This window comes from Sphaerisporangium dianthi (assembly GCF_042654065.1).
In the GTDB taxonomy this organism is placed as follows: Bacteria; Actinomycetota; Actinomycetes; order Streptosporangiales; family Streptosporangiaceae; genus Sphaerisporangium; species Sphaerisporangium dianthi.
This window is the reverse complement of record NZ_JBHSFP010000007.1, coordinates 251821-269678: the sequence shown is the minus strand read 5'-3', so window position 1 is coordinate 269678 and position 17858 is coordinate 251821. Positions and strand designations below refer to the sequence as shown.

Genomic DNA, 17858 nt, shown 5'->3' with positions numbered 1-17858 from the left:
CGCGCGGCGGCTCAGCCGCCGACGTCCTCCTTGGCCGCCAGGCGGATCAGCGCCTTGGACAGCGGATGGGCGGCAAGGGCGATCTGCCACTCGCGCGCCCCGAGCCGGCGCAGCCGCTCGGCCACCGCCTCGTCGCCCAGATCGTCCGGCGGCTCCCAGGTGAGGCGCCGGACGGCCTCGGGCTGCAGCAGGTTCTCGGTCGGCATGTGGTTGGCGTCGGCGAGGGCGGCCACGGCCGCCCGGGCCGCGGCCAGCCGCCGGGCCGCGGCGGGGTCGCGGTCGGCCCAGCGGTTAGCGGGCGGCGGCCCGTCACCGGGACCGCTCGGCTGCGGCAGCTCGGTCTCGGGCAGCACGCGCGCCCGGCCGATGGCGTTCAGCCAGTCGCGCAGGTGGCGCCGCGCGCTGCGCCCGGTGAACGGGGGGATCTCGGTCAGGGACTTGGTCGTGCGCGGCTGCTCGAGCGCGGCGGTCACGATGGCGGAGTCCGGCAGCACCCGGCCGGGCGCCAGGTCGGCCTCCCGCGCCAGCTCGTCGCGCAGCGTCCACAGCTCGCGCACCACCGCGAGGCCGCGCACTGAGCGCACCCGGTGGATGCCCGAGGTGCGCCGCCAGGGGTCGGTGCGCGGCGGCGCCGGGGGAGCGGCGAGGATCGCCGCGAACTCCTCCTGCGCCCAGGGGAGCTTGCCGCTGCTCTCCAGCTCCGCGTACAGCATGTCCCGCAGCTCGATGAGCACCTCGACGTCCAGGACGGCGTAGCGCAGCCAGTCTTCCGGCAGCGGGCGGTGGGACCAGTCGGCCGCCGAGTGCCCCTTCTCCAGGCGCAGGCCGAGCACGTTCTCCACCATCGTGCCGAGGCCGACGCGCTCGTAGCCGAGCAGCCGCCCGGCCAGCTCGGTGTCGAAGAGCCTGCGGGGGACGAAGCCGATCTCGGCCAGGCAGGCCAGGTCCTGGGTGGCGGCGTGCAGCACGATCTCGGCGCCGGCCAGCGCGGCGTCCAGCTCCGACAGGTCGGGGCAGGAGATGGGGTCGATCAGCGCGCTGCCGGCCCCGGCCCGGCGCAGCTGGACCAGATAGGCACGGCCGCTGTAGCGGTAACCGGAGGCGCGCTCGGCGTCGACGGCGACCGGGCCGGTGCCCTGGGCGAACGCGTCTACGGCCGCGGCGAGCGCGGCCGGGTCCTCGATGACCGGCGGGATTCCCTCGCGGGGCTCCAGGAGCGGCACTATCTCGGATGTGGGGATGATCTCTTCGTCGGTCACGTCCTGAAGGACTCCGGGTCTTCGCGACGCGCGGCCCGCGGCGGCAGGGCCGCGACGTCAGGTGGCAGGGGTGGGATGCCCGCGGCGAGGCAGATGAGGTCGCACCAGGCGGCGACGTGGGCCGACAGGTCCTCCTCGAGGGGGGACCACGAGGCGCGCAGCTCCAGCTCGGTGGTCACCGGGTCGTCGGACTTGTTGCCGAACCCTTCGGACACCGCGCGGGTGACGGTGCCCCCGGCGGCGGCGTACAGCGCGTGGTGGGAGTCGAGGGACTCGGTCAGCCAGCTCCACGCCACCGGGCCCAGCATCGGGTCGGAGGTGATCTCCGGTTCCATGTCGGCGCGGACGTAGGCGACCAGGCGGAACGGGCCGTCCCAGCCGCGCTGGCCGTCGGGGTCGAACAGCATGATCAACCGGCCGACGGCGAGCTCGTCGTCGTCGCGGTAGACCGACGCGCCGACCGCGCCGGAGTAGGGGGCGAGCCGCTGGGGGGCGGGGATGTCCTCCAGCTCGATCTCGGGCCTGACCTTGGCGGGACGCAGACTCGACAGCGCCCGCCGGAATGCGGCGGGAGCCGGCGGCGCGTCACCGATGGTCATGATGGCAGCGTAGGCCGGAGCGGGCGGGGCCGGAAGCAGGGGGGTATGCGCGAAGGACACCGGAGGTGATCAAGCCGCCATCACCGGTGTGCCGCCACGCTCCATGTAGACCCGGTCGTGGCGAAGGTGGGGGCGGGGTCGCTCCTCGAACGGCCGCTCGCCGGCACGGAGCGCACAACGCACAGTGCGGTGCTCGCAGGAACTCCACATCGCGGTCATCGCGGGCCTTTCGTCGGGTCCCAAGATCGAGTGCTCGCACGGACAGCGCACGCCGCCGCCTGGCCGGCGCTTCCCCGCGCGCGCCTTGTCCGTGAACTCGAGGGCTGGTCCGACGTTGACACGTCACGGCGACATTTCCCCGCAACGCGCTCGGCGTGTCCCGAAAGTGGTCACCGAATCAGCGCCGCGCGGTGATTTGAGAAGCTTTTGAACCAGCCGCGACATGATCACGAACCTCGCGTGAGACGTACTGTACCTGCGCTTGGCCGCTGGTTGACCCGGCCGGCGGCCATCCCGGCACGGGCCTTCCCCTACCGAACCAGACATAGTGTACGGATCGCGGCGTCATTCCTCATGACCGGACATCGGCCTGGCAGGTAACTTTTTCGCGGCAAACTTTGCGGTCCGCCCGCAAGACGGGAACGGACCTCTTCCGCCGGCACCGCGATGCGCCTACCGCGGGACCCCCATGGCAATCTGGTCGGGTGAATCCAGAGACCGCCGAGTCACCGTTCATCCGCGCCTGCCGGCGACTGCCCGTTCCGCACACCCCCGTCTGGTACATGCGCCAGGCGGGACGATCGCTGCCGGAATACCGCGCCGTGCGCGCCGAGGTGCCGATGCTCACGGCGTGCGCCACCCCCGACCTCATCGTGGAGATCACGATGCAGCCCGTGCGGCGCTACGGCGTGGACGCGGCGATCTTCTTCAGCGACATCGTGGTGCCGCTCAAGGCCATCGGCGTCGACCTGGACATCCAGCCCGGCGTCGGGCCGGTCGTCGCCGACCCGATCAGGGACGCCGCCGCGGTCGCCGCGCTGCGCGACCTGTCGCCCGGCGACGTGCCCTACGTCACCGAGGCCATCGGGGCGCTGACCAAGGAGCTCGGCTCCACGCCGCTCATCGGCTTCGCCGGCGCCCCCTTCACGCTGGCCTCCTACCTCATCGAGGGCGGGCCCTCCAAGAACCACGACCACACCAAGGCGATGATGTACGGCGAGCCCGCGCTGTGGCACGCGCTCATGGACCGCCTCACCGAGATCACGCTGGCCTACCTGCGCCTCCAGGTGGACGCCGGCGCCTCGGCCGTCCAGCTGTTCGACTCCTGGGTCGGCGCCGTGGCCCCCGACGACTACCGCGAGTTCGTCCTGCCCTACGCCGGCCGCATCTTCGCCGGCCTGGCCGACCTTGACGTGCCGCGCATCCACTTCGGCGTGGGCACCGGCGAGCTGCTGGCGCTGCTCGGCGAGGCCGGCGCGGACGTGGTGGGCGTCGACTGGCGCGTCCCCCTGGACGAGGCCGCGCGCCGCGTCGGCGAGGGCAAGGCCCTGCAGGGCAACCTCGACCCGGCGGTTCTGTTCGCGCCCTTCGAGGTCGTCGAGCGGCGGGCGCTCGACGTCCTCGCGCGCGGGCGGGCGGCGGAGGGCCACGTGTTCAACCTCGGCCACGGGGTGCCGCCCACGACCGACCCCGACCAGCTCGCCCGCCTCACCGACCTCGTCCACGAGGCCTCGGCCCGCTGACCGCCGAGGCCCGCTCGCCCCGCCGGCGTCTACCCGGGCCGGCCGGGTCCCTCGTCCCGGCCCGGCGCGTGCGGCGGGCCGGGCTCACCGGGGCCGTCCGCTCCCGGTACGCCCGCCCCGCCGGGACGCCCGGACTCCGCGTGCGACTCGGACTCTTCGTGCCGTTCGGGTTCCACGTGCCGTTCTGGCTCTTCGTGCCGTTCGGGTTCTTCGTGCCGTTCTGGCTCTTCGTGCCGTTCGGGTTCTTCGTGCCGTTCTGGCTCTTCGTGCCGTTCGGGTTCTTCGTACCGTTCGGACTCTTCGTGCCGTTCGGGCTCCGTGTGCGGCGCGGGATCCGCGGACCGCGCGGGGTCGTCGGACGCGACGGTGTCCGGGCCCTTCCGCACGGACCGCACGAGACGGCGCACGGCCGCGTACGCCGCCCACAGCACGCCGAGCACCACCAGCCACGGCAGCAGCGCGCCGAGGATCGCCAGGCCGATCCGCGCCGTCTCCTTCAGGGTCTTCCAGCCGGACCGCAGGCCGGTGAAGAAGTTCGGCGGCTCCGGCTTCGGCGAGCGCACGACGGGCGAGGGGCGCACGACGCTCTCCAGGTGCACGGTCAGCGTGCCGGAGGAGGTCTTCTCCGCCAGGCTGCGCTGGCGTGCCTGCAGGGCCTCCAGGTCGGACTCCCTGCCGGAGATCTCGCGCTCGACCTTCAGCACCTCGGTGACGTTCTTGGCCCTCTTGAGGAACGAGCGCAGCTGCTCGAGCCCCGCCTTGGCCGACTTCACCCGGCTGTCCACGTCGGCGACCTGCTCGGTCACGTCCTCGGTGTCCAGCTTCAGCGACAGCCGGGTGCCCAGCTCCTTGCCGAGCCGGTCGGTGACGGCCGAATAGCGGTCCGGGGGGATCTTGAACACGAGGATGGCGGTGTCCTGACGCCCGAGAGAGGCGGCCTGCTCGCTGTCCAGCCGCCCGCCGGACGCGAGGACGATCTGCTTGGCCTTCTCGGCCGCCGCCGTGACGTCCGTGGCCCGCACCCGCACCTCGCCGGTGTACACGATGGCCCGCTCGGCCTGCTCGACCTGATCGGCCGGCTGGGACCGGGGACGGGCGGCGTCGTCCGCCGCCGGTCCCTTCTGGTTCCCGGCGTCCGGCAGCGCCTGCGTCTCCACTCTCTGCGCGGGCGCGGCGGCCGGGGCGCCGCCCGAATCGAAGGTTCCTGAGCCGCCGCAGCCCGAGAGGGCGAGAGCGACCGCCGCCAGGGCCACGGCGAGGGCCGGGCGGCACCGTAATTCGTTCATGCCCTGGTTGACGAACCGTTTCCGGCACGGGTTTGGCGTTCGGCGTCACAATGCCGTCACGGTCTCCGGCGGAGGCCGCCGGCCGCGCGGTGGCCCCGCGCGCACGGGACCCGGCGAGCGGTAACGTCTGGAGACATGGAACCAACTCGGCGGCACGTCGTGGTCGTCGGCGGGGGCATCGCGGGGCTGGCCGCGGCCTGGCACCTCCGCCACGAGGACGGCGACATGGCGGTGACCGTGCTCGACGGCGCCTCGCGCATCGGCGGCAAGCTGCACACCTCGCAGGTCGCCGGCATCCCGGTGGACGAGGGCGCCGAGGCCATGCTGGCCCGGCGTCCCGAGGGCAAAGAGCTGGCGCGCATGGCCGGCGTGGGCGGCGAGCTGGCCGACCCCGCCGCGGTAGGGGCGTCGATCCTCAGCAGAGGCGCGCTGCGGCCGATGCCCAAGGGGCAGGTCATGGGCGTCCCCTCCGACATCACCGGCCTCGTGCGCTCCGGAGTCCTGTCGCCCGGCGGCCTCGCCCGGGTGCCCCTCGACCAGATCCTGCCCGCGACTTTGATCACCTCCGACGTCTCGGTCGCCGCCTACATCAGGGCGCGCATGGGCGGCGAGGTCCTCGACCGGCTGGTCGAGCCGATCCTCGGAGGCGTCTACGCCGGGCGGGCCGAGATGCTGTCGCTGGACGCGACCATGCCGGCCGTCGCGACGGCCGCCCGCACCGAGCGTTCGCTGCTCCAGGCGGCGCGGGCCATCGCCGCGAAGGCCCCGAAGGACGCCGGCCCGGTGTTCACGACGCTGAGGGGCGGCATGGGGGGCCTGCCCGAGGCGGTCGCGGCCGCCTCCGGCGCCGAGGTGAGGACCGGCGTCATGGTGCGCGAGCTGAGCCGCACGCGCGAGGGCTGGCGCCTGGTGACCGGCCCGGCCCGCGCCCCCGAGACGATCGACGCCGACGCGGTGATCCTCGCGGTTCCCGCCCCGGCGGCCGGCCGGCTGCTGTCGGGCGAGGTGCCGAAGGCCGCCGCCGAGCTGGCCCGCGTCGAGTACGCCAGCATGGCGATCGTCACCCTGGCCTACCCGCGCGCGGCGTTCCCCGAGCAGCCGTCGGGCAGCGGCTACCTCGTGCCGCCGGTCGAGGGCCGGGCGGTCAAGGCTGTGACGTTCAGCACTGTCAAGTGGCCCCATCTGGCCGAGGCGGACCCCGGCGTGCTGGTGCTGCGCTGCTCCATCGGCCGTCTGGGGGAGGAGGCCGTCCTCCAGCGCGACGACGGCGAGCTGGTCGCCCTGGCGATGGCCGAGATGGCCGAGGTCATGGGGGTTCGCGGCCTGCCGCTGGACAGCCGGGTGACCCGCTGGGGCGGGGCGTTGCCGCAGTACGAGGTGGGCCATCTCGACCGCGTCGCGCGTGTGCGCGCCGCCGTGGCCGTCCAGCCGGGGCTCGCCGTGTGCGGGGCCGCCTACGACGGGGTGGGGATCCCGGCGTGCGTCGCCTCCGCCCGAACGGCCGCGGCGGCCATCCTGGCGCACCTGCGTGAGCGGCACGGAGGAGAATGGCGTGAGGACCAGCCGGCGGCCGGCGGCCGCTGAGCGGCGTGCAGGGCCCGGCCGGCGCGGTGAAGGCATTTCGACGGAAGCGAGCTGAACTGTGAGCGACGAGAAGGCGCGGCCCAAGGCACGCGATCTCAACGAGGTGATCCGCTACACCATGTGGTCGGTCTTCCGGGTGCGCGACGAACTGCCCGGCGAGCGCCAGGACCTGGCGCACGAGGTGGAGGCCCTGCTCTCCCAGGCCGCCGAGAAGGACGTGGTGACCCGCGGCCTCTACGAGGTGGCCGGGTTCCGGGCCGACGCCGACTACATGTTCTGGTGGCACGCGCAGAGCCCGGAGGACCTCCAGGAGGTCTACGGCCGCTTCCGCAGGACCTCTCTCGGCCGGGCCAGCGAGCCGGTGTGGTCGGTGATGGCCCTGCACCGTCCCGCCGAGTTCAACAAGTCGCACGTCCCGGCGTTCCTGGCGGAGGAGGAGCCCCGAGGCTTCGTCTGCGTCTACCCGTTCGTGCGCTCCCTTGAGTGGTACCTCCTGGACGACTCCGAGCGCCGTAAGATGCTCGCCGAGCACGGCGCTCTGGCCCGCACCTTCCCCGACGTCCGCGCCAACACCGTGTCGTCGTTCGCGCTCAACGACTATGAGTGGATCCTCGCCTTCGAGGCCGATGACCTGCACCGCATCGTCGACCTGATGCGCCACCTGCGCGCCGCGGAGGCCCGCAGGCACACCCGGATCGAGGTGCCCTTCTACACCGGCACCCGCAAGCCGGTCGGGGAGCTGGTGACCGCGCTGCCGTAACGGCCTAACCCGGCAAATCGGGCATCTGTCACTCAAGCCTCAAACGGCGCATCTATCACATTGACGGAACAACCGGCGCGAGGATGCGATCTTTGGCATACTCAGGGAGATTCCCGTGTCGAAGTGAGGCAGAGGGTGACCAGGGGCAAGAGTCTGGCACGGTCCAGGCGAGGGGGACATCGGCGGCGCAAGGCCCGCCGTACACGCGTTCTCGAGGGGTTCTTGGGACTCGCCGCCGTCACGGTGGCGGTCCTGGCGGTCGGCGGGGTGTTCCTGCGGCCGGACGGCGGTCAGGCCGCCTCCGGCGCGGCGCCCACCCCGCCGAAGGTCGCGTCCGCGCCCGCGGCCACGCCGGCGCAGGCCGGGGGAGGCGCGCAGGTCAGGGCCGCCGGCGCCAAGGCCAAGAAGGCCCGCGACCCGGCGAGGACCGCGTCGGGCCCTTCCGAGCACACCGACGTCGGCGCGGTGAGCTACTTCAAGCAGCGCTGGGTCCGCGACAAGGCCGTCAAGCGGATCACCGACATCAGGACCGTCGGCAAATACCTGCGCATCTACACCGACCTGCCCGAGTCGGCGCACAACTCCAGATCGGCGATCGACCTGTGCAAGCGGGGCCTTGAGTACCTCGTCCAGGAGGTCGGCGACCAGCATCCGGTGGTGTTCGTCCAGGCGGAGTTCGGTCAGAACGGCAACCCGGTGCTCGCCAACATCCTCGGCGCGGGCGACAGGTCATGCCGCCTGACCCACCCCGCCCCGAACTGACCGTCCGCCGCCCCGGCCTCGGGCGGGGGCGGCGGGCTGCTCACGCGCACGCGGGTCTTGCCGCAGACCGCGCAGCGCTGTATGACCACCTGGCCGATGGCCTCGATCGTCTCCCACCTGTGGCGAAAGTGCACGCCGCTCCAACGCGAACCCGGACCCGGGCTCCCGCGGAGGCGGGGAGCCCGGTTGTGGCTCTACCCGTACCGGGGCATGAATACTCGCTGACCGTTACATTCCGCTGGCTTTCCGTTACGAATCGGGCATATGGGACCGTGAAGGAAGCGCGGGGGCACCGGGTCAGGAATCGGCGGGGACCAGCCGCAGGGACACGGAGTTGATGCAGTAGCGATCGTCGGTGGGGGTCGCGTAGCCCTCACCGTGGAAGACGTGCCCGAGGTGGGAGTCGCAGCGCGCGCACCGGACCTCGACGCGCGACATGCCGAGAGAATGATCTTCGATGAGGACCACGGCGTCGGACTCCGACGGCTCGAAGAACGACGGCCACCCGCAGTGCGACTCGAACTTGGTGCCGGACCGGAACAGCTCGGCCCCGCAGGCGCGGCAGGAGTAGACCCCCTCGGTCTTGGTGTCGACGTACTCGCCTGTGTAGGCGGGTTCGGTGCCGGCCTGGCGGAGCACGCGGAACTCCTCGGGGGACAGCTGGACGCGCCATTCGGACTCGCTCTTGACCACCTTTTCCATGTCCCCAAGCCTATGCGGGCGCCGGCGGGGGCGATCCCCCGGAGCGGGGACGTGAGCACTTCGTGAGCGGGCGCGGCGCGCCCGCCCGCCCGGTTCCTGTCGGTGCCGCGGGGTACGGTCGGGACATGGCGTCGCCGTTCATCGAGCTCAACGTCGGGGGCCGCACCGTCAAGGTCACCAACCCCGACAAGATCTACTTTCCCGGCATAGGCGCGACCAAGCGCGAGCTGGTCGAGTACTACGTGTCCGTCGGCGAGGGCGCGCTGCGCGCGCTCAGAGACCGGCCCACCTACCTCAAGCGCCATCCCGACGGCGTGCTCACCGAGGCGATCTACCAAAAGCGCGTCCCGCCCCGTCACCCCGACTGGCTGCGGACCGTCACCGTCCGCTTCCCGAGCGGCCGCAGCGCCGACGCGCTGCGGGTCACCGAGGTCGCCGCCATCGCCTACTGCGCCAACCTGGGCACGATCGACTTCCACCCCTGGCCCACCCGCGCCGACGACGTCGAGCACCCCGACGAGCTGCGCATCGACCTCGACCCCCAGCCGGGCACCGACTTCGAGGACGCCCGCGCGACGGCGTTCGCCGTGCGCGAGATCCTCGACGAGCTCGGCATGCGCGGCTTCCCCAAGACCTCGGGCACCCGGGGCATCCACATCAACGTGCGCATCGAGCGCCGCTGGTCGTTCACCGAGGTCCGCCAGAGCGCCATCGCCCTGGCCCGCGAGGTCGAGCGCCGCCGCCCCGACCTGACCACCACCGCCTGGTGGAAGGAAGAGCGCGGCGAGAAGGTCTTCATCGACTACAACCAGAACGCGCGTGATCGCACCATCGCGAGCGCCTACTCCGTGCGGGCGAGGCCGAACGCCCCCGTCTCGACGCCGCTCACCTGGGATGAGCTGTCCGACGCCGATCCACGCGACTTCGACATCCGCACCGTTCCCGCGCGCTTCGCCGAGCTGGGCGACGTGCACGCCGAGATCGACGACCGCGCATTCTCCATCGAGCCGCTGCTCGAGTGGTACGCCGAGGACGAGCGCGGAGACATGCCCTATCCGCCCAACTACCCCAAGATGCCCGGCGAGCCCAGACGCGTCCAGCCCAGCAAGGCCAGGCCCGACACCGGTGAGCCCGGTTCGAGCTGACGCGCGGCCGCCCGCCGCTCGGTGAGCGGCGGGCGGCCGGGTGACGCCGGGCGAGGTGTCACCAGTTGGCGGGCAGGCCGGGGGTGGTGGGCGGCAGGGGGCGGTTCGGCGGGTGGATGACGTACACGATGCCGCGGCTGCTGGAGCCGCGCAGCCAGACGTTCTCGAAGTTCGCCCTGGGGTACACATGGCGCACCGCGGCGTCGTCCGGCGAGGCCGGATCGTTGGCGATCACGTCGCCGGTCGCGGTGAAGCCGATGATCACCATGAGGTGGCCGTTGGTGCTGTACCCGGCTCCGGGCAGCTCCTCCTTCTTGAACGACTGCGAGGTCACGACCGGGACGCCCGCGGCGATCAGGCGCTCCATCTCGGTCAGCGAGCGCAGCCGGGTGACGAACCCCTCCATGCCGTACCGGCCGGCGTAGGCGGTGTTGAACGGCCAGTTGCCCGCGCCCTCGTAGGCGTGGTCGTAGGTGTACCGGGCCGCGTGGTCGACCTCGGGATCGGGGTCCGCGGGGTCCACCCACGCGGTGTCACGCGGGCTCGGCCACCTGCCCCAGTAGCCGAGGACCATCGTGGTGGAGGTCGGGCTGCACCACGCCTCTCCGCCGCCGTCCCACTCGGGATAGTGGCCGGCGTGGACGTTCTGCGAGCGGCGCGGCACGTTCAGCTCGACCCCCCACGCGGCGCCGCCGGGGCTGACCGGCACGGTCGCGCGGTCGGGGGCGGCCGAGACCATCGCGCCCAGCGCCCGCACCTTCGGCCTCACGTGGGAGCCCGGCGTGCGGTACAGCGTGAGGCGCAGCTGGTAGCTCGTGATCGGCCGGTCGTCCGCGGCGACGAAGGTGTCGACGGAGACGTAGCCGTCGTCGTCGCCCTGGCTCGGCACCGAGGTCCGCAGGATGTCGCCCTCGGCGTAGGACCAGCGGCCGAGCACGTACCACTTGGTCTGCCCGGCGGAGTTGCGGCCGCGCATCTCGACCTGCAGCCAGCTTCCCGAGGGGACGTCGGCGTTCCAGGAGGCGACGGCCTCGGTGGCGGCGAAGCCGATCGGCCGCTCCTTGCCGGTCCAGCGGGCGTACTCCCAGTTCTTGGTGCCGAGGGCGTCGGTGTAGGAGGTGGTGCCCACGGGGTGGGCGAAGGAGAGGGTCGCGCCGGGGGCGACGCCTTCGGCCTTGCCCTGGTGGAACGAGGCTCGCTGGTAGGTCACGTTCACCGTGTCGGCGGCGGGGGCGCTCGCGGCCCCGGCGGGGCTCGCGGCGTAGGTCGCGGTGAACAGGACGGCGGAGAGGAACACGGTCAGCACGCGCATGGGCTCACCTTGCCTGTCGGTCGGTTGGCCGCTGACGGTAGATCCTTCGACCGCCGCTCGCATCGGATGGTTTACGTATGAGTAGACAAAGGTGACGTCCCGGCCACATCGCCCCGCGTAGGCCGCCGGGTGACGCGCCGCGAGGCCGGACACGCCCGTGCGGGGCGGTGAGAGCGCCCGGCGCCGCCGCGAACGTTCAGCCGGCGTCCTTCCCGGCGGTCTCGCTCGCGGTCTCCTGCGGGCCGGCCGGCGCGGCGGCGCCCGCGACGTCGGCGTGGCGGGACATGGTGGCGGCGGCGCGGCGCACGGCGCCCACGGGGACGGCGGGCACCAGCGTGTCCAGGAAGGCGTACCTGCGGGCCAGCGAGTCGATGTAGGCGCCGCTGTGGCCGCTCGCGGAGGCCGCCCGCACCTCGTGCCACCAGTCGGCGATGTCCCCCCAGCCGGGGGCGGCGAGCGAACCGCCGAACTGCTGGACGGCGAGGGCCGAGCAGACCCCGGCGAACGACAGGCGGTCGGCCAGCGGCCAGCCCGACAGGGTGCCGAGCACGAGGCCGGCCCCGAAGACGTCGCCGGCCCCCGTCGGGTCGAGCGCGGTCACCCGCAGGGCGGGGGCGTAGGCCTCCTCGCCGGTGGTGGAGTCGATGGCCATCGCGCCGTTGGCGCCGTCGGTCACCACAGCGAGCGGCACCCGGTCGGCGATGGCGTACAGGGCCTCGCGCGGGGTGTCGGTGCCCGTGTAGGCCATGGCCTCGACGGCGTTCGGCATGAAGGCGTGGCAGACCGAGAGCTGGTCGAGCACCGTGGCCGACCAGGTCTCCGAGGGATCCCAGCCGACGTCGGCGAAGACCAGCGCGCCGTCCTTGCGCGCCAGATCGGCCCAGCTGCACTGCTCGTCGCCGGAGCCGAGAGGCTCCTCCGCCGACAGCGGTGCGATGACGGCCCGCGAGCGGGGCGGGCGGCCGATCATCTGCGTCATGGGCATGGGCGCGGGATGGCCGTGGGTGACCATGCTGCGGTCGCGGTCGACGGCCATCGAGACGGTCACCGGGGAGTGCCACTGCTGGAACCGGCGCGAGCGCGACAGGTCGACCGACTCCTGCTCCGACAGGATGCGCCAGTTGAAGTCGGCGTAGTCGTCGTCGCCGAACGCGGCGGCCATCGAGGTGCGCAGCCCGAGGCGGCTGGAGGCGATGGCGAGGTTGGCGATGCCGCCCGGGCAGGACCCCATGCCGTCCGCCCACACCTCGGCGCCGGCGGCCGGCATGGCCAGAAGGCCCGTGAAGACGATGTCCAAGAAGACGGTGCCCGCTGTGAACACGTCGAACTCCGGCCCGTCCGGGCTGCGTCGTCCGGCCAGTGGGTCGTATGCCTGGGCTGACACGGCAGGGGTCCTCCTCGACGTGCGAAGATGTGAGACTCTTGCATGTTCCGGCCGTCCATATCAAGGCGGACGACCGTGGTGCGGCAGGTCAAGGCGGGCGCCGCCGGCCGGCGGGACGTGGCGGGGACGATCATGCGGCCGGATCGAGGCGCTCGATCATCCATCGGCACCACGCGGCGCGGTGGCGTTCGTAGCTGAGGCCGCACCACAGGGTCGCGTAATTTCCGAAGGCCGGCTCGCCGGGGTCGGGGGTGCGCTCGAAGCTCGCCTGCTGGTGCTCGTAATGGGCGATGCGCTCCTCGTGCAGGGCCAGCTGGACGCGGAACAGCTCGGCCATCTCGGCCGGGTCGGCGAGCCAGGAAGCGAAGGTCTTCAGGACCAGCTCGTCGCGCTCGGTGCGGGCGCGCGGCGGCTCGGTGACCCACTCGCGCAGCACCGCCCTGCCCTCGGAGGTCAGGTGGTAGACCTTCTTGCCCTGCGGCCCGGGCCCGTGCTCGGCCTCGAACCGCACCAGGCCGTCGGTGAGCAGTTTCTGCAGGTCGGCGTGGATCTGACTGTGGCGGGCCGTCCAGAAGTAGCTCACCGGGCGGTTCATGACCGCGGTGAGCTCGTAGCCGGTCTTCGCGCCCTTGGCCAGCGCGGCCAGGATCGCGAAACCAAGTGTTGATGGCATCGCCCACCGAGTGTAGTGTGCGGCTCTATGTCAGTTTAGACATAGAGCGAGGTGGTCATGCGAGCGATCGTCGGCTTGGCGGTACTGGTCACGGTGCTGAGCGCGTGCGGCGGTGAGACGGGCACGACCAGCGCGAACGGGCCGGCCGCCGGCTCCGGTCCCGCGGCGTCCGGCACACCCGCGTCGACGCCGGCGGTCACGGCCTCCCCGGCGTCCACCCCATCGCCGTCCCCGGCGCGCCCGATCCCGAAGGGGCCGAACCTCTCGGGGTGCTACACCAAGGACGACGGCAAGATCTTCACCTACGGCAAGGAGGACCTGCCCGGCGTCGTGATGGGCAAGGGCTCCACGGGCGTCGTGATCTCCTACGAGCGCGGCGGCAACGCGTGCACCTGGCGCCCTCTGGCCGACCGGCTGGTGGCCTCCGGCTATCGCGTGCTCCTGTACGCCCGTGACCTTGAAGCCATCCCGGAGGACAACATCGTGGACATGGCGGAGCGGCTGGGCAAGGAGCGCGGCGTGCGGCGCCTGGTCCTGGCCGGCGGCTCGATGGGCGGCACGCTGTCGGTGAGCGCCGCCCTGAAACTGGGGGACCGCGTCGCCGCGGTGGTCGCCCTCGCGGGCGCGCCCCTTCCCGACGAGGCGGCCCGGCTCACGGTGCCGCTGCTGCAGATCGCCGGCGCCTACGACGCCGACCGGCCGAAACGCATGCGTGAGGCCGACGACGCGGCCACCCGCGCGCCCGACCGGCAGGCCGTCGTCATCGAGGACGAGTCGGCGCACGCGTCGTGGCTGTTCGACACTCCGCACGGGCCGCAGGTCCTGGACACGATCATGACGTTCGTGGACCGGCACCGGGGGTGAGCCCCGGAGCCGGCGCGCGGGCTCGTGCGGGGGCCGGGCCCGCGCGTCCAGGCGGCCTGGCCGGTGGCCGCCGAGGCCGGTGGCGGTGTCACGGGGGCGCGGCGGCCCGGGAGGCGGTGTTCAGGCGGCCTGGCGGAGGAAGCCGAGGCCCGCGGCCAGGTGACGGAAGTCGACGCCGCCGGCGCGCATGATGCGCACCGATCGGCCGGCGCCGTCGGCGAGCAGGCCGCACAGCAGGTCCTCGCCGCTCACCCGGCAGGCCGGCCCGCGCCGGTGCATGGCGACCTCCACGACCTTCCTGGCCTTCGCGGTGAGCGGCAGGTCGTGGACGGGCCCCGAGAGCGTCACGCGCAGCGGGCGCCACCGCGACCGCCGCAGGGACCAGCGCGCCGGATCGTCGGTGCGCGCGAGCCCGGCCACCCGCCGCCGCACCTCGTCCAGATCGACGCCCAGCGTGGCGAGCAGCTCGCGGTCGCCCGGCGCGGACCCCATGGCGGCCCGGACCGTCTCGGGGGTCAGGCGGAAGCCGTCCAGGGGCCCGTCGAAGGGCCGGGTCTCGGCCAGCGCCAGCAGGATGACGTCCTCGTCGAGGTCGGCGCGGCCCGCGTCCACGGCGAGCAGGCCCGCCCTGATCATGGCCTGCCGCGCCGCCGGGGCGAACCTGACGAACATGCTCATCTCTCACTCCCTGAGGTGTCGCCGGTGAGCCGGTGGGCGTGCTTCCTGTGCGCCGTCTGCCGCCGGACGCCGAGGGCGGCGGCGATCGCCTCCCACGACCAGCCCTGTGCCCGGGCGTTGCCGACGTGCGCGGCCTCCAGCTCCTCAAGGAGCCTGCGCAGGGCGGCGACGGCGGCAAGGCCCGTGGCGGGATCGCGGCTGTCGGCGGCCGCGGCGAGCTCGGTCGATGCGCTCATGGTGTCAGCATAAGCTGACGCGGCGCGTTTGTCAGCATCGGCTGACGGCGATCAGCGGGCCAGGATGTCGTCCAGGTTGTAGCCGACCGGCGTTTCGAGCTGCGCGTAGGTGCAGGACTCGGGCGTGCGGTCGGTGCGCCAGCGCCGGAACTGGGCCGTGTGCCGGAACCGGTTGCCCTCCATGTGGTCGTAGGCCACCTCGACCACCAGCTTCGGGTCCAGCGGGACGAACGCGAGGTTCTTGCCCGCGCTCCAACGGGAGATCGCCCCCGGCATGCGCTGGGCGGTGCCCTCGTCCTGCGCCATCCACGAGCTCCAGGGATGCCCGCCCAGGTCCTCCAGCAGGTGCGGCTTCAGCTCGTCGATCAGCTCGGCGCGGCGCTTCATCGGGAACGACGCCGCCACGCCCACGTGGTGCAGCACGCCGGAGGTGTCGTACAGGCCGAGGAGCAGCGACCCGACGATCGGCCCCGACTTGTGCTCGCGGTATCCGGCGACGACGCAGTCGGCCGTGCGCTCGTGCTTGACCTTGAACATCGTGCGCCGGTCGGGCTCGTAGGGCTGGTCGGTGCGCTTGACCACGATGCCGTCCAGCCCCGCGCCCTCGAACATCTCGAACCACTCGCCCGCGCGCTCGTCGCTGGCGGTGACGGGGGTGAGGCGGACGCGGTCGCCCGCGCCCGCCAGGGCCTCGACGAGCCGGGCGCGGCGCTCGCCGAACGGGGTCTCCATCAGGCTCTCGCCGCCCAGCGCGAGCAGGTCGAAGGCGACGAACGAGGCCGGTGTGCGCTCGGCGAGCAGCTTGACCCGCGAGGCGGCCGGGTGGATGCGCTGCTGGAGGGCGTCGAAGTCGAGGTTCTGGCCCTGGCGCAGGACGATCTCGCCGTCGACGACGCACCGCTCGGGCAGCTCGCGCTTCACCGCCTCGACGAGCTCGGGGAAGTAGCGGTTGAACGGCCGCTCGTTGCGGCTGCCCAGGTACACGGTGTCGCCTTCGCGGAAGACGATGCACCGGAAGCCGTCCCATTTCGGCTCGTACAGAAGGGTGCCGTCCTGCGCGGGCAGCGCCTTGACCGCCTTGGCCAGCATCGGCGCCACCGGCGGCGGCACCGGCAGGTCCATCTCGGGCGGCGGCACCGGCGGGGCGGAACGGGCGGCGCGGGCAGGCGGCTGGTTGGGGAGGGTCATCTCGGCTCCCGGGTGTACTTGCAGAAGAGGAATCCTTCTTCCTCGAGGAGGTGCGCGAGGCGGAGCGGGACGTGCGAGGCGGGCCCGTTGAGGATGCGGGCGGCGTCGCCGCCGGTCAGGACCGGGCTGATCGTCAGGCACAGCTCGTCGACCAGGCCGGCCGCCGCGAGCTGCCCGTTGATCCTCGGGCCTCCCTCGCACAGGACGCGGCCGAGTCCGCGCTCGCGCAGCGACGCCACGGCGATGGACATGTCGACCCGCTCGTCGCCGGCCACGATCACCTCGGCGTTCCTGCCGGCCTCGTCGCGGCGGTCCTTGGGAGCGCGTTCCGTGGTGATCACGATGGTCCTGGCGTGCGGCTCGGCCTCGGTGAACAGCGGGCTGGCCAGGTCGAGGTCGAGACGCCGGGTGATCACGGCGATGGGCGGACTGGGCGGCCGCCCCAGGCGCAGCTCGCGCCAGGAGGAGCGCGGGCGGGCGGGCCCGTACGCCTCGGTGCGCACCGTGGCGGCGCCGGCGAGCACCACGTCGGCAAGGCCGCGCAGGACGCCGAAGACGCGCCGGTCGCCTTTGCCGGAGAGGCCTTCTGACACGCCTTTGAGCCAGGCGCCGCCGTCGGCGCCGGCCACCATGTTCAGGCGCAGCCACTCGGGCCCGGGGTAGGCGTAGGCATGGGCGAGATCGACGTCGTCCGCGGGGCTGGGAAGGATCCGTCGCACGGTTCCTACCTTGGCACAAGCGGACGGGCAGGTCGGGGAGGGGGCGGCAAGGTCGCCGGACTAATAGTTCGGCCTATATAGCCATATGTGAGATATGCGATGCGTAGCGTTACCCGGCCGTGCCGAGATGTAGGGGAGGGGAACGGCGTCCTTTCGGATCGGAGTGGCGAGTGCGGCTGGCGGCTGTGGCGATGTGGCTGGTTACGGCGGGGTTCGGCGTCTATCTACTGTTCCGGTGGCTGGCCGGGGGAGGGCTGCGCCAGCAGAAGACCAAGGTGACCCGTTTCCCCGCCACGCTCGTCTTCCTGCACCCCGTCCTCGGGGTCTGCTCGCTCGTCGCGTGGGCGGGCTTCCTGCTCAGCGACCGGCGCGGCTACGTCTGGCTGTCGCTGGGCCTGCTCATCCCGGCCCTCCTGCTCGGCTTCACCATGTTCACCCGATGGCTCGGCGCCGGCAGGCACGCCAGAGGCGCCGAGCAGGGCTTCCCGGTCATCGCGGTCGCCCTGCACGGCCTCGCCGCCCTGACGACCTTCGTCCTGGTCCTGCTCGCCACCACGACCCGCTAGTCAAGGTGCCGGCCTGGCGCGGTTCGAGCCCGAAGTCGCGCCGGATCCGCCCGATCGTGGACCTCGACAGGCCGCTGCGGGCGGCCACCGGGGCCCGCGACCAGTACGTGGCGTTCTTTGAAGCTGCGCCCGACTCGCGATCTTGCTGTATTCAAGCGTCCCAGGTACCTCTGCCGTCGCTCTGGCTGGCCATGATCGCTCACTGTGACCAGTGACTAGCTGATCGCGTATTGACAGGCTTCGTGACGCTGGTCATGATTATCCCCGTTTTACCTTCTTTATGTTTTCTTTATGGCGTCACTGAGTGGCGGCGCCGCTGGTCGACGGGGCTTTTCGGAGGAATGTCGCATGCGTTTTCGGCGTGCTCAAATTTGGTCGCTCGCGATTCTCGCCGTCGCG

At 72.5% G+C, this 17858-nt stretch carries 18 protein-coding genes; 7 read left to right on the top strand and 11 right to left on the bottom strand.

Annotation, left to right across the window (positions count from 1 at the left end; genetic code table 11):
* Positions 1-11: 11 nt before the first annotated feature.
* Both ACFO60_RS13930 and ACFO60_RS13925 read right to left on the bottom strand, forming a co-directional pair.
* Complete coding sequence (locus tag ACFO60_RS13930; protein WP_380840551.1) at positions 12-1259, bottom strand: HRDC domain-containing protein; 1248 nt, start codon at positions 1257-1259, stop codon at positions 12-14.
* A complete protein-coding gene (locus ACFO60_RS13925) occupies positions 1256-1858 on the bottom strand; it encodes a DUF3000 domain-containing protein (protein WP_380840550.1) in 603 nt (200 codons plus the stop codon). The genes ACFO60_RS13930 and ACFO60_RS13925 overlap by 4 nt, the downstream gene beginning before the upstream one ends.
* Before the next feature lie 704 nt (positions 1859-2562).
* On the opposite strand from ACFO60_RS13925, the gene hemE reads away from it, so the two are divergent.
* On the top strand, positions 2563-3600 hold the full coding sequence (gene hemE, locus ACFO60_RS13920; RefSeq protein ID WP_380840549.1) for a uroporphyrinogen decarboxylase: 1038 nt from the start codon (positions 2563-2565) through the stop codon (positions 3598-3600).
* A 29-nt stretch (positions 3601-3629) separates the two neighbouring features.
* Here the strand turns inward: hemE and ACFO60_RS13915 are convergent, their stop codons facing one another.
* On the bottom strand, positions 3630-4886 hold the full coding sequence (locus ACFO60_RS13915) for a DUF4349 domain-containing protein (protein WP_380840548.1): 1257 nt from the start codon (positions 4884-4886) through the stop codon (positions 3630-3632).
* 135 nt (positions 4887-5021) lie between these two features.
* On the opposite strand from ACFO60_RS13915, the gene hemG reads away from it, so the two are divergent.
* The 3 genes from hemG (at position 5022) to ACFO60_RS13900 (ending at position 7992) form a co-directional block, all read left to right on the top strand.
* Positions 5022-6470, top strand: a complete 1449-nt coding sequence (gene hemG, locus ACFO60_RS13910; protein ID WP_380840547.1) for a protoporphyrinogen oxidase — start codon at positions 5022-5024, stop codon at positions 6468-6470.
* A 58-nt stretch (positions 6471-6528) separates the two neighbouring features.
* Entirely contained in the window at positions 6529-7230 is a 702-nt protein-coding gene (hemQ, locus tag ACFO60_RS13905) for a hydrogen peroxide-dependent heme synthase (RefSeq protein WP_380840546.1), read from the top strand.
* A 222-nt stretch (positions 7231-7452) separates the two neighbouring features.
* Positions 7453-7992 (top strand): hypothetical protein, encoded by a 540-nt coding sequence (locus tag ACFO60_RS13900; protein ID WP_380840545.1) that lies wholly within the window; start codon positions 7453-7455, stop codon positions 7990-7992.
* Between the two features lie 297 nt (positions 7993-8289).
* Here the strand turns inward: ACFO60_RS13900 and msrB are convergent, their stop codons facing one another.
* Positions 8290-8694, bottom strand: a complete 405-nt coding sequence (msrB, locus tag ACFO60_RS13895; protein WP_380840544.1) for a peptide-methionine (R)-S-oxide reductase MsrB — start codon at positions 8692-8694, stop codon at positions 8290-8292.
* 125 nt (positions 8695-8819) lie between these two features.
* Here msrB and ligD point away from each other — a divergent pair, with 125 nt between their 5' ends.
* Entirely contained in the window at positions 8820-9839 is a 1020-nt protein-coding gene (gene ligD, locus ACFO60_RS13890; protein WP_380840543.1) for a non-homologous end-joining DNA ligase, read from the top strand.
* A 58-nt stretch (positions 9840-9897) separates the two neighbouring features.
* Here the strand turns inward: ligD and ACFO60_RS13885 are convergent, their stop codons facing one another.
* The 3 genes from ACFO60_RS13885 to ACFO60_RS13875 form a co-directional block, all read right to left on the bottom strand.
* Complete coding sequence (locus tag ACFO60_RS13885; protein ID WP_380840542.1) at positions 9898-11151, bottom strand: C39 family peptidase; 1254 nt, start codon at positions 11149-11151, stop codon at positions 9898-9900.
* Between the two features lie 196 nt (positions 11152-11347).
* Positions 11348-12535, bottom strand: a complete 1188-nt coding sequence (locus ACFO60_RS13880; RefSeq protein WP_380840541.1) for a carbohydrate kinase family protein — start codon at positions 12533-12535, stop codon at positions 11348-11350.
* Positions 12536-12665: 130 nt separating this feature from the next.
* Complete coding sequence (locus ACFO60_RS13875; RefSeq protein ID WP_380840540.1) at positions 12666-13208, bottom strand: PadR family transcriptional regulator; 543 nt, start codon at positions 13206-13208, stop codon at positions 12666-12668.
* A gap of 57 nt (positions 13209-13265) precedes the next feature.
* Between ACFO60_RS13875 and ACFO60_RS13870 the strand changes: the two genes are divergently transcribed.
* A complete protein-coding gene (locus ACFO60_RS13870; protein ID WP_380840539.1) occupies positions 13266-14072 on the top strand; it encodes an alpha/beta fold hydrolase in 807 nt (268 codons plus the stop codon).
* A 120-nt stretch (positions 14073-14192) separates the two neighbouring features.
* Here the strand turns inward: ACFO60_RS13870 and ACFO60_RS13865 are convergent, their stop codons facing one another.
* From ACFO60_RS13865 to ACFO60_RS13850, 4 genes are read right to left on the bottom strand one after another with little or no spacing between them, the layout of a single operon-like run.
* Entirely contained in the window at positions 14193-14750 is a 558-nt protein-coding gene (locus ACFO60_RS13865) for a hypothetical protein (RefSeq protein ID WP_380840537.1), read from the bottom strand.
* A complete protein-coding gene (locus ACFO60_RS13860; protein WP_380840535.1) occupies positions 14747-14986 on the bottom strand; it encodes a helix-turn-helix domain-containing protein in 240 nt (79 codons plus the stop codon). The genes ACFO60_RS13865 and ACFO60_RS13860 overlap by 4 nt, the downstream gene beginning before the upstream one ends.
* A gap of 51 nt (positions 14987-15037) precedes the next feature.
* Positions 15038-16174: an ATP-dependent DNA ligase gene (locus ACFO60_RS13855; protein WP_465269881.1), complete on the bottom strand. Its 1137-nt coding sequence runs from the start codon at positions 16172-16174 to the stop codon at positions 15038-15040.
* Positions 16171-16893 carry a pyrimidine reductase family protein gene (locus tag ACFO60_RS13850; RefSeq protein WP_380840534.1) on the bottom strand — a complete coding sequence of 241 codons (723 nt, stop codon included), beginning with the start codon at positions 16891-16893 and terminating at the stop codon, positions 16171-16173. Before ACFO60_RS13850 ends, ACFO60_RS13855 begins: the two co-directional genes overlap by 4 nt.
* Positions 16894-17063: 170 nt before the next feature.
* On the opposite strand from ACFO60_RS13850, the gene ACFO60_RS13845 reads away from it, so the two are divergent.
* Positions 17064-17459, top strand: a complete 396-nt coding sequence (locus ACFO60_RS13845; protein WP_380840532.1) for a hypothetical protein — start codon at positions 17064-17066, stop codon at positions 17457-17459.
* Positions 17460-17858 lie beyond the last annotated feature (399 nt).

Coding starts and splice junctions, on each gene's coding strand:
- ACFO60_RS13875 (WP_380840540.1), bottom strand. CDS start 13,208: ATGCCATCAACACTTGGTTTCGCGATCCTGGCCGCGCTGGCCAAGGGC.
- ACFO60_RS13870 (WP_380840539.1), top strand. CDS start 13,266: ATGCGAGCGATCGTCGGCTTGGCGGTACTGGTCACGGTGCTGAGCGCG.
- ACFO60_RS13860 (WP_380840535.1), bottom strand. CDS start 14,986: ATGAGCGCATCGACCGAGCTCGCCGCGGCCGCCGACAGCCGCGATCCC.
- ACFO60_RS13915 (WP_380840548.1), bottom strand. CDS start 4,886: ATGAACGAATTACGGTGCCGCCCGGCCCTCGCCGTGGCCCTGGCGGCG.
- ACFO60_RS13855 (WP_465269881.1), bottom strand. CDS start 16,174: ATGACCCTCCCCAACCAGCCGCCTGCCCGCGCCGCCCGTTCCGCCCCG.
- ACFO60_RS13885 (WP_380840542.1), bottom strand. CDS start 11,151: ATGCGCGTGCTGACCGTGTTCCTCTCCGCCGTCCTGTTCACCGCGACC.
- ligD (WP_380840543.1), top strand. CDS start 8,820: ATGGCGTCGCCGTTCATCGAGCTCAACGTCGGGGGCCGCACCGTCAAG.
- hemG (WP_380840547.1), top strand. CDS start 5,022: ATGGAACCAACTCGGCGGCACGTCGTGGTCGTCGGCGGGGGCATCGCG.
- msrB (WP_380840544.1), bottom strand. CDS start 8,694: ATGGAAAAGGTGGTCAAGAGCGAGTCCGAATGGCGCGTCCAGCTGTCC.
- ACFO60_RS13925 (WP_380840550.1), bottom strand. CDS start 1,858: ATGACCATCGGTGACGCGCCGCCGGCTCCCGCCGCATTCCGGCGGGCG.
- ACFO60_RS13865 (WP_380840537.1), bottom strand. CDS start 14,750: ATGAGCATGTTCGTCAGGTTCGCCCCGGCGGCGCGGCAGGCCATGATC.